This is a genomic window from Candidatus Thiodiazotropha endolucinida (genome assembly GCF_001715975.1).
Taxonomy (GTDB): Bacteria; Pseudomonadota; Gammaproteobacteria; order Chromatiales; family Chromatiaceae; genus Thiodiazotropha; species Thiodiazotropha endolucinida.
In genome coordinates this window covers 16,918-28,046 of the sequence record NZ_MARB01000036.1, presented here as the reverse complement: position 1 = coordinate 28,046, position 11,129 = coordinate 16,918, and the positions used below count along the sequence as shown (strand labels likewise).

The following is an 11,129-nucleotide window of genomic DNA, read 5'->3' as shown; positions in this document are numbered from 1 at the left end:
GATCGATATGATCTGGGATTCGCTGTAGCGGGACTTCTTCATTGTAGATTCTCCTTTTCGTAATCATAATTGGAAAACTCTACTTTTGAACCCCGTTATTTTTCGGGGGGATTACCTTACCAATAAATCCGCTAAAAACATCAAGTAGTTATTTTATCAACTTATGTAATTGGTGTGCTCTCGTACAGTCACAATCATCCAAGTCTATTGATCTCAGGCATAATAATAAGCGTTTGTCTTTTTTGGATTTCTCAATCAGCTCATCGATAAATGGCTCACAATTTTTTGTTAATATATCTTCGAGAGGCCCGGCACCTAAATAACCAATAAAGCGTAAACAGAGGACACCCAAACTTTCAATATTTCGGATCCTTCATTTTTTGCAGATTCCATTGGATCTAAATCTTTACTCAACCATTGCTAAGCGATAATGGCTTGCTGCTGCACTTTGTCCCTGAAACCATCGCTGTTCCAAGGATTGAGCGTAAACCTTTATCCTGTCTATCGCGCCTACAGCTGTAAAGTAGTCTCTGCTGTAAGATTTGATACTGCTCAGCCAGGCATCTGGATCAAGCTGCAACCTTTCAAGGATTGGGGAGAGCTCTTCTGGTATTGAATCTCTCTTATCATCCCGTATCGCTCTTCCTGTCCAGTCCACCAGTCGAAGGTAGTCTTCTTGGTCGAAATTTATTCCCCAGGTTGGCTCATCCCCCTTAACTCTTATCATAGGGAACAATTTCGTTGGAACAGTTCGTCTTTTTTGCTTTGCATTAGCTGGTTTCTGATCTTCTATATAATCCTGAATACGCTCTTGGATTGATGTGAAATCTGACTCTTCAGGAGTTTTCGCCATAGAGGCCCGAATTGGATTGAGATCAACATAACTCATACAGGTGAGAAGTGCTCCCTCATCAAGCAAAGCCTGGCTCTTGAAACGTCCCTCAAAAAACCTGCCTTTACAACGGTCTTCTTCATTGGCTTTACGGGCCAGGTGTTCGTTCAAACAGCGCATGAACCAACTGATATCAAATAAACGCAATCGCCACTCTTCGATCAATTCAGATAAAACGGTTCTTTCTGCGCCACTTATTACTTCACCTGCCAGATATCGATCCGCAAGCAAGTGCCCTTTATACAGTTGAGTCCATCGTGTGATCACCTCGTGTTCTGACCAACTGTTCCCTGTTTCACGATCAACATGCAATACAACATGATAATGATTCGATAAGATCGCATAGGCACAGATGTCAACTGCAAATATTTCAGAGAGTTGGCGCAGTCGATCCAACACCCATTGGCGGCGATGCTCAAAGTTCTGGCCGGTGTAGGGATCTTCTCCACATAGCCATGCTCGACGAACACAGCGGGAGATACAGTGGTAGAAAGGAGTGGATTCCAAGCTCACGAGCGTCTTACGGGCTCTTGTCATATCAACCTCCATGTTGATTCTGAGTTATTCTTTTAACCCTATATCAATTCATCTAGCTTTTCAATATTTGTTTGGGTGTCCTACTCTTTCTAGTATGTCTTGCTGGTAACTCAATTTTACTGCTTTTACCTTGAAATCTTTTGTGTATTTCCAAGTTTTCCTTGGTTGATTGTATCTCGGCACATTTACCTCCTGAAGTTATCAGAAAGTATCCACTTTATCGGGGGATCTGCTAGCTTCTCTTTGTCATCTGGATAGGTAGCAGAAATTGACTCTGTGTCCATGGTTGCGCCAGCTCCTGGTTCGTCGGATAACTGCGTCAAATCAGCACCCTTGGCATTTTCCACAAGGTTTAAGAAACGCCCTCCTCCTTGTGTCTCCAGGTATCCTTCAATCTCCTCGCAATCGTCAAATATGCCAGATATGGCGCCGTCCAGCGCCTCAGATGCAAGCGTAGTGAAATCAACTAGGGTGTTTTCGAGATCCTCAATCTCGCCTTTTTCAATCCCCTGCAGAAGAGTTGTCGCGGCTTCGATGTGGTACAGCCTTTGATAGACGTTTTCAAACGCCAGAACGGCGCTGTGAATGGACTTGGTCATAATGACCTCCTGTAAATTGATTCGACGTTAAAGATCACCCGCATGGGTGGCCAGGAGGGTCGAAACGGCTTACAGAAACCGCCCTATGCTTTCCCCGAAGGTATTTTATGACATAGGACTCCCGGCCATAAAAAACAACCGGACACAAAAAAACCACATGCTCTCGTGTGTGGTGAACGCTGCAATGAGGTTTCGACGCCTCAGCTATTAATCTAAGCAACGTAGTCGATTCTGTCATCAGCTATAAGTGCGTATTCCAGAGTGAATTGCACCCGCCGCTGAAACTAACTGACACCCGAATCCAGAATTCGCTGCAGATGGCGCTGGAACGCTTGCAGGTATTATGATACTAGGTTGAGATAACGAAGTGCAGTAGCAGTAATTATGTGAAAATCGTATCCATATTGGAGGTACATCCTACGATTAGGACTGAGTAAAAGATATACTTATACCAGCTTCCAGGCCAGGCCAAATGATTATCAGTTGCCACCACCCTCTTAGTTCTCGGGTCATGGAGGGCTGCCTGGTGCTGACCGTGCAGGACTGACCTGCCATTCCATAAACCATAAAACAAAGGGGCCGACGGCCCCTTTGTCATTTTGTGGATGTCCTTCCTCGGCCGTAAGTGTAAGACCTAATATTTGCGGCTGCCTCAGTATTTCGCCATTCTAATTTATATTTTTTAGGAGTTTTTGCATTTCTTTCAACTCTCGCTCTAACTGTGCTCCATCATCTGTAATAATACCAATACGATGACACGCTCTTATGAGTCTATTTGCTGCCTTCGCGACAGCCACCATAAATCCATGTGGGTCTACTAAAGCGGTAGACAGTACTTCCGGACCATTCTGCATAGTTCTAACAAAGAATAATTTCCACATTTTACCATCTTCTATTTTTTGAAGACGCATACTATATGGTCCATCCATAAAATTAAGAGTAGCCTCAATACTATTGAAGCTTGACAGTTCTTTTACTGCAACCAGCCACCAACATAACACGACTTGAACAAAATCCTGCCACTGTTCATCAGGATAATAGTCCTCACCAACTTTAACTGCCAAGTGACCAAATACCAGCCCGGCAGAAGTTACATCAATAACATTTTCCTCCACCTCTATGTATATATTCTTAAGCTTCATGGAAATGGATATAACGGATAGAAACCTCCGCTTGGAGGTATAGGATATGCTGTTTCAATAACCCGTGTCCTAGTATTAACCCACATTTCTATAGGTAGACCATCATTTGATGTTCCCCTTACCTTAACCCTATCACCTTGTGTATCGACTCTTTTGCACTGACTATAAGCATCCTTAATAGCTCTTTCAACTTGGTTGGGATTCATATTTTGAGGGAAGAGAGTTTTATTCGGACTAACTCGACTCCCCCCGTTCATATGCCCTGATTGAACATGTGGCATGTCAACGGTCACTCTACGAGTAGATGGCAAATTAACTGGCTTTGTTCGCCCAATATTTGATGCACCACCACGTCCACCTCCACCAGGTAATACTGGATAGTTTATCAATCCCCCATTTCGTGAAAGTCCAAGTAAATCAATCCATCCCAGAGGATTGTTTATTACATAGATGTAGGTATTAACACCCTCAGCTAAACCTATCGGATCAGATTGCAGATACCTTCCTGTCCCCGGATCATAATCCCTAAAGTAGTTGTATTATTTCCGACTGCGTCTAGCTGTCTTTATGGCTGTTATAAACATAACCATATAAAGGGCTGTAGCACAGAAAACCGCATAATAATTATAATAATTAACGTCAAATCCGGCGAGCCATACTGAAATCAATAGAATTAAAATAAATAATGGAATCAAGATAATAAGAATACTCTTTTCTCTCTCTATTCTGTCATTTGTAACTTTTCCCAAGAAACCGAAGATGACTATGTGAACACAAAATGCTATAAGCCCTGAAAATAAATAGTTTGTTGCTCCTACTGTCAGCAAAATACTAGGCCATAACAATATAACTAAATCCCTTATAGTATCATGTGAAATTACAGAATCACTCGTAGGGCTTGGCCAATACAGTATGCGAATTACAGGACCAATAAGTGCGAATACAATAAATACAAATATTGGCCAACTTATATTGTATTTCATGGTGAGGTTCATGGTAGATTATTAAAGAACTTCCAAGGTAGTGGCCCACTATAGGTCCCACTATTTAATCCACAATCTTTCATACACTCTCTAACAAATTCTGTGCATTGATTTCCAAGTATTCCATAAAAACCTGGCCTTATAATACGTTTTAACCTACATCCCCACATACAATCATCTTGATTAGGGTTAGCAGGTACGACTTTACACTGACTACCACCACTATCACTATCTGGATTTATAACACCTGGCCCATATACATTATACGGCAGTGGCAGCCCTGGATAATAACCATATGTCCTACTTTCCCCAGGTAACCCGTATCCAACATGGCCAAATGGGTTTACACCGTGACCAGGATAAGCACATACTCTAATATCTAGACCATAATAGTCTGTGTAGCGCAACGGACTGTTAAGCACATATGTGTATGTATTCAATCCGCCTTCCAATCCTATAGGATCAGACTGGAGATACCTACCAGTACCCGGATCATAATCCCTAAAGTAGTTGTAATAGTTGTTTGATTCTTGATCGTAATACTGTCCCGGAAATCCCAATGGCATCTCAATTTGCGCCGTGGTGACTGATCGTTCACCAAACGGCTTGCGTTCCGCATCCCACACCAGTGTCTGGGTATTGTCCGTCGCCTTGACCACAGCACCCAAATGGTCAGTATGTAGATAATAGACACTACTGAGCGTCGTCACAGGATCAGTTACGATTAGTGCAACTGGCTGGCCTTCCAAGGTGATATATTCCCGAATCGCCTGGCCATTCTGGTCGTACTCACCCAGCAGTTGACCTGCCGGTGCGTACCGGAACCGTGTAATGGTTCCATCAACGTTCTTGCTGATACGCTCACCCTTCCCGTTGTAGGCATAGGTAGCTGTGGTGCCGGTCTTGGTGAAGCTGACCATCCGATTGGTGTCGTCGTAGGTGTAGCTACCGATGAGGCTCTGTATCGTATTACCTGCCGCATCATAGCTACGACTATCAGTGACGCTGCCTAGGATCTGCTGTAGCCGGTGACTGCTTGGCACATAGCTATAGGTCTCGGTACTACCGTCCAGAGTGAGTGAGAGCCGGTTACCGGTGGCGTCGTAGGTGTAGGTGATGTCGCCGTAAGCTCCATTAGCACTGGTCAGCCGATACAGGGCGTCATAGTCGAAGAGTTGGTCTTGCCCCGTACTGAGCAGATCCTGCCAGTCGGTGATATTGCCCACCGGGTCGTGCTGATAGCTGCTCTGGAGAATTCCGGGGATGGTTTGACTGATCAGCTGATAGTCCTGATCAAAGCCACGGGTTAGGCTGAGACCGTTGCCATAGTCGAAGGCCTTTACCGGTCCGAACGGCAGGGTCTGCAGATTACCGATCAGTGACTGGGTCGCGCCATCGCTCCATTCGTAGCTGAGCCCACTCAGCTGACCCTGGGCATCGTATGTGTAGTTAACACTGTTGCCTGAGGGATAGGTGAGGCTTGCCAGACGGCCGTATGTATCATAGTCGTAGTTGAAGGTGGTGACGATGCTGTCACTGCTGGTACGGGTCTGCGTGACCAGGTCGCCGTAGGTGTTGTAGGTGTAGTTTGTAGTGCCATTGGCATCAACGATGCTGGTGAGTTTGCCGATGCAATCAGTACCTTGATCGTAGTTGTATGTGACGTTGAGGCTGGTATCGGGGTAGCTGATGTGGGTCAAACGGTTGAGCGCATCGTAGCTGTAGCTGACGGTGATGCCTCTTGCGTCAGTCTGGGTAAGGCGGTTGCCTGCCTCATCATAGGTGTAGGTCGTGGTGCCGGTATCGGGGCTGGTCTGACTGGTCACATTGCCTAAATAATCATACTCATAAGTCGTGATGAGATTATTTGGATCAGTAACACTGGTAATGTTGTCTTGTCCATCATAGGTATATTTCTTTTTACCGTTAAGCGCATTAGTCTGCTGATTGACTCGGTCTAATGGGTCGTAACTTTGGTTGTCAGGGTTTTGTTTGGCATCCAAAGTCTGGGTGAGATTGCCATTCTTATCATAGATGAAATCTGTAGTATTATTCTGGCTGTCAATCAGTTGGCGGACTTGCCCTAACTCGTCGTATAACTGTTGCTGTGTGCGTGTCAGAGTGCCCTGAGGATCGCTGACTTGTTCACTGAGGCGATTGCCCATGGCATCCAGCGTATAGTCGATACGGTTACCCTGACTGTCTTCCATGCCGATGAGACGATGAGCGGTATCATACTCATAGGAAATAAAGCTGCCGTCAGGCGGGGTAACTCGAATAAGGTTACCAACAGGATCATAGTCATACTGTGTAGTGCGGGTTGTCACACCATCGCTAAGACTTTGTTGGGTTAAGCGGCCACGAGGATCGTAAGTTAAACTGGTTGTCAATCCATTGGGATCAATGATCGTTAGCGGTCTACCGATTGCATCGTGTGCAGTAACTTGTGTTACCTGGATTAAAGCATTGGTTATACTGGTGAGGTTAGCTTGGACATCGTAGCCATATGTGGTGATATCTGTTACATCGATTCGTGGCCCATCGATGGTCGCGATCTCTCCTTCTGGTGTGTATGTATAACTGGTTGTCGTATCTGCATGTGATATTGATAACCCAACCACGAAGCCAATGATGCTAAAGCTGAGTGTATGCACAATGAATTTGAAACTCATGTCCTTATCCCTGTCTCATTATGAGATTTTAATATCTAAAAAAAACCCTTTTGTCTTAGGGATTGGGTCGTTGTGTTTTGCTTAGGAGCCGCCCCTCAGTATCGTAGATGTAGTCTGTTATTCGATTTGGCTCAGTCACTACCAAGGGTTTGTTAAGCTGTGTATCCCAAGTAGTTGTAATTGTTTGAGCGGTTGACCTTCCATAAGCTTCGGTACGGCTGACTTCTCTTCCTTCAGTATCATGGCTATAGGTAATTTTATACCCACGCCAATTGGTTTGCGAATTAACTTTACCTTGCGTGTCGTAATAATATTGTTTGTAAGCGTATGGCGTATGTTCAGAGGAATAGCGTTCCGCCTTGTATGTTTGTTTCAGATTATTTCTTGTTCTAAAACGATACTTAGTCTTTTTTCCAAGTGGATTGGTGACTATAGTGTATGTATTGCCGATACTAAGTGTTGTAGTTTCTGCACCATCACCATGACTTGAACTGATGGCACGCCCTATAGAATCATACGTCCAAGTTGCAAATCGTTCACCATTTTCATCAATAATACCTGTCAGTGCACTTGGAAAGTCATTATCCTCATAGAGATATTGACGTACAGGATTATCATTGGGATTTCCTGGTGTACCATCTGGAAAAGTTACGCCAGTAAGAAGACTTCCACTAAACTCATAGTGATAAGAGTGACCTGAACTATCTGTTATGTATTGCAGCATCCCTGCGGCATTATAATTAAAGTTGAGGCTATTGCCTTTCCAATTAATAACTTGTACTAAATCGCCATTGTTATAGTTTAAAGTCGTTTCATGGCCATGATTGTTAATTAGCTTGATCAATACACCTTCAGGATTGTATATCTCAATATTTCCGGATGTATCAGTATATATCCAGCGCTCGATAGGTTCCTCTGATTGTTCCTCGATTTTGTGAGGTACCTTATCCATAGCATCTACCCAGTTCTCAGAAATTTTAACAAAATAAATGCTATTGGCAGATGAAGGACGAGTTAACTCTAATACAGGTCGAGACATAAGATCTGTTTCATAGAACATAAAGAGACGCTTATCATAACTGTGCTTCCACTGTTTACGCCCAATAGATAATAAAGGCACATTTGATGCTGTTACCCACAATCCTGATATATCTGCTGGACGACGTTTTAATACATAGTGCCAGGTAAATGGTATTTGACCCATATTACTGCCTGCTATATGAGATTCATGCTGTATCTTTGTTCCATGCATTATGCCAATTGGATTTCCTACAGTACACTCTTTAGCTGGTGGCGGATCACCACACACAAATGATCCATCGCCACCATCCATCCAATCGTAAACTTTAAATCCAGATGGGCAGTAAGCTTTTTCGATACGCTTAACCTCTAAATACGCTGAACTACCATATATACATTCAGGAGCATCCATATGTGGATATTCCACATCATATCCATATAATAATGTTGTCTTTTGTGTTGTTTGCGTTCCAGTACTTCCCCAAGTATAATTACCAGTTATTTCCCCTCCCGTGTATTCGCCACATAATGGTTCTTCAGTAATAGTGGCAAGTGCTTCATTTAGAGAGTCAAATGACATTGCTGGCCAGCTTAATGTGACCAAATCTACTGTTTCCAATGGATTAATATACGATGGATGACAAACGATAGCGCCCTCAGCAGCTGTATAACCTACCTGCACACATTTTACTGCTTGACTTGTTGTAGCTGTACACATGAATAACAAAAAGAAAAAATACGAAGTGATCGAGATTCTATTTTTATTCATTACATATACAACATACTGTAATACCTCTATGGTTTGGTTTTCTGAATTAGTTAATGACATTTGTACTTAATCCTTTGTAATCAATTGCATTATTGGGCAATGTATCTGATTAGTGTGTTAAAGAACTAGTTAGGGTCGTGGCCTCTGTGTTTTACTCAGTAATCTACCTTCAGCATCGTAATTATATTCAATAATCTGGTTTGGCTCAGTGATAACCAATGCCTTATTTAGCTGTGTATCCCATGTCGTAGTCACTGTTTTTGCGTCGGATGTGCCTGTAGCTTTGGTGCGGCTTAGTTCTCTTCCTTGGGCATCGCGGATATAGTTCGTAATGTTGCCTTTGTAGTCGGTTTTTGAAACTATAAACCCACTTGTGTTGTAGGTATATGCTTTATTGGCACCAATACAGTTCGTTGATGGTAGACCTTCTATACCGGATAATTTCCTAGTGTTGTTTATTGTTTGGTAGTGATAGATAGTCTGTTTTCCCAGTGCATTTGTTATAGTGGTGGAGTTGTCAGAATTAAAATTCAAATTTACTCGGTCAGTTCCATTGGCATGCTCGGAATAAGACGCCCTGCCTTGTTCATTATATCCCCACGACGCATAAATCTCCCCACTTTCATCGGTAATACCTATTAGTGGAGCGATGGAATAACCACTTAATGACAGACTTAAAGCATTCATATCTGTCGAACTGACAGCAAATTGAGAGCCCACATTGCCTGCAATGTAAAGGTTATTGCTGTTGAGCTGAGCTGAGCTTATTGGGCCAGATGGCGGCGTATAATTTTCATAATGATATTGTCGCTGAGTACCATCAGAAAAAATCACTGAATTAAGTTGACGGTTATTGTTCCACTGCACTGTTCCATATGTATATGTCAATACAGTTTGGTTATTATAATCTACGCGAGTTAGAAAATTATCACTATCATAAAATAGATATAACGACCGCTCTTTTTTGTCTGTAATATTAATTAACAAATTTGCACTAGAAGCAATGCTAGTTGGTGTTGTTGTATCACTGTAGGTTAGTTCATGATGGTGATTTCCTCTCTTTATTTCCAATAGCTTACCTGTCGTACTACTGTAAATTTCTTCGTCATACAAATTACTAGTTAGTCTCCAGTAATCACCCTGACTGTCAGTTATATATTCCAGAGTTGCCTCCGGCGCATCCATGCTCTTATAGGTTGATCCTGTATCCTGATGAAACGTCCAGCGTTTATCCGGTGCGCGTATTGCATAGATTTTATTTTCTGACTGTATAACATCGATATGTCGATAGTAAGGTTTAAGGGACCAACCGTGCCCATAATGGTATGTGTCATTAACAGCATAAGAGGTATAATAACGGGCTATTTGAAGTGGCATTAATTCACTATCAGGTAAACTAAAATCCACTTCCAGCTGCTGTTTAATACCTGTAGCAATTGAAATAGGATTGCCTACTGAACAAGAATCATCATTATCAGGTGTATTTGATTTACAAACGCCTGATGTATAGATAAAACCTGACGGACATACTAATAAAGAGAGTATCCAATTCTGTGCAAAAATATCATTCTGTATCCATGGCGCACGATACAAACAACCTGTTCCATACTGTGGGTAATATGCAGCCCCCTGGCTAGTGTATAACGAATTGGGCATTGCTGCTTTACATGCTTGATTTGCAGTAAGGTAATAACCTGTATTGTTTTTGTTATCCAAGAATACATACAAAGGCGTAACGGAAGCACTAAACGCTGTTGATGATACGCATCCTAAAAGGAAAACCACTGACAGCATGTGACCATACATTATCTTTGTCATGTCAATTTACCCTAGATATACGTATTGTGGTAATTGACTGACTGCCTTGACTTGTCACAACTCATCGCTATTGAGTTTGCATAATAATGAGATAATTTTTTCTCTATCGAGGCAATTTGATAGATAATGAAAGGAAAATCAGGATGGCTGCATCCTTGCTGTTTATACATGGTTATTCCCTTACATGGCGGTATAGCGTAGGTTGCCATATAGCCTACGCTATCTGTTTTTATCTAATCAATGTTCAGCGGGCACAAATCTACCGTTTATTGACATGGATCAGTTCGATAAAGGTTACATATTTGTTAACTGGACACATATCATGGAGTTACCGGAATTGTTTAGTGAATTATTTAAATATCCAACTCCAGTCGATAAGCTGATCAAAAAAAACATACAAGCCTGGACTAGAAGTAGCTAATCCCTTTCCTTGTACATCAGATAATCAATCAGTACCACACATACAATTTGTACGTCTTTCACCAGGGAGTCGAAGGCTCTATTAGTCGTACTCGCAGGATATTTGAACGCAATACCACCAACTTTGTTTATTGATCCAATTCTGTATCTAAGGATATTTGCGTCATGCACACCATCGACCTTGAAACAACTGAAAAATGCCAGCGCTTACCTAAGACACACCGATCTGTGACACGCCAACACTATCGAAGGCGACCGACGAAGATTACTAGCCTTA

7 protein-coding genes are annotated in these 11,129 nt (G+C 42.5%); all 7 read right to left on the bottom strand.

What is annotated here, in order from left to right:
• Positions 1–406 precede the first annotated feature (406 nt).
• Positions 407–1,429, bottom strand: a complete 1,023-nt coding sequence (locus CODIS_RS19495) for a transposase (protein WP_069128331.1) — start codon at positions 1,427–1,429, stop codon at positions 407–409.
• Positions 1,430–1,614: 185 nt separating this feature from the next.
• Complete coding sequence (locus CODIS_RS19490) at positions 1,615–2,028, bottom strand: hypothetical protein (protein ID WP_069128330.1); 414 nt, start codon at positions 2,026–2,028, stop codon at positions 1,615–1,617.
• Positions 2,029–2,696: 668 nt separating this feature from the next.
• On the bottom strand, positions 2,697–3,170 hold the full coding sequence (locus CODIS_RS19485; RefSeq protein ID WP_069128329.1) for a hypothetical protein: 474 nt from the start codon (positions 3,168–3,170) through the stop codon (positions 2,697–2,699).
• On the bottom strand, positions 3,167–3,652 hold the full coding sequence (locus CODIS_RS21200; RefSeq protein WP_235615295.1) for an EndoU domain-containing protein: 486 nt from the start codon (positions 3,650–3,652) through the stop codon (positions 3,167–3,169). Before CODIS_RS21200 ends, CODIS_RS19485 begins: the two co-directional genes overlap by 4 nt.
• Before the next feature lie 509 nt (positions 3,653–4,161).
• Positions 4,162–6,825, bottom strand: a complete 2,664-nt coding sequence (locus tag CODIS_RS19475; RefSeq protein ID WP_069128327.1) for an RHS repeat-associated core domain-containing protein — start codon at positions 6,823–6,825, stop codon at positions 4,162–4,164.
• A 55-nt stretch (positions 6,826–6,880) separates the two neighbouring features.
• Entirely contained in the window at positions 6,881–8,674 is a 1,794-nt protein-coding gene (locus CODIS_RS21105) for an RHS repeat protein (protein ID WP_154723216.1), read from the bottom strand.
• 69 nt (positions 8,675–8,743) lie between these two features.
• Positions 8,744–10,432: a DUF6531 domain-containing protein gene (locus CODIS_RS21100; protein ID WP_154723215.1), complete on the bottom strand. Its 1,689-nt coding sequence runs from the start codon at positions 10,430–10,432 to the stop codon at positions 8,744–8,746.
• Positions 10,433–11,129: the final 697 nt, after the last annotated feature.

Coding starts and splice junctions, on each gene's coding strand:
- CODIS_RS21100 (WP_154723215.1), bottom strand. CDS start 10,432: ATGACAAAGATAATGTATGGTCACATGCTGTCAGTGGTTTTCCTTTTA.
- CODIS_RS19490 (WP_069128330.1), bottom strand. CDS start 2,028: ATGACCAAGTCCATTCACAGCGCCGTTCTGGCGTTTGAAAACGTCTAT.
- CODIS_RS21105 (WP_154723216.1), bottom strand. CDS start 8,674: ATGTCATTAACTAATTCAGAAAACCAAACCATAGAGGTATTACAGTAT.
- CODIS_RS19485 (WP_069128329.1), bottom strand. CDS start 3,170: ATGAAGCTTAAGAATATATACATAGAGGTGGAGGAAAATGTTATTGAT.
- CODIS_RS19475 (WP_069128327.1), bottom strand. CDS start 6,825: ATGAGTTTCAAATTCATTGTGCATACACTCAGCTTTAGCATCATTGGC.
- CODIS_RS19495 (WP_069128331.1), bottom strand. CDS start 1,429: ATGACAAGAGCCCGTAAGACGCTCGTGAGCTTGGAATCCACTCCTTTC.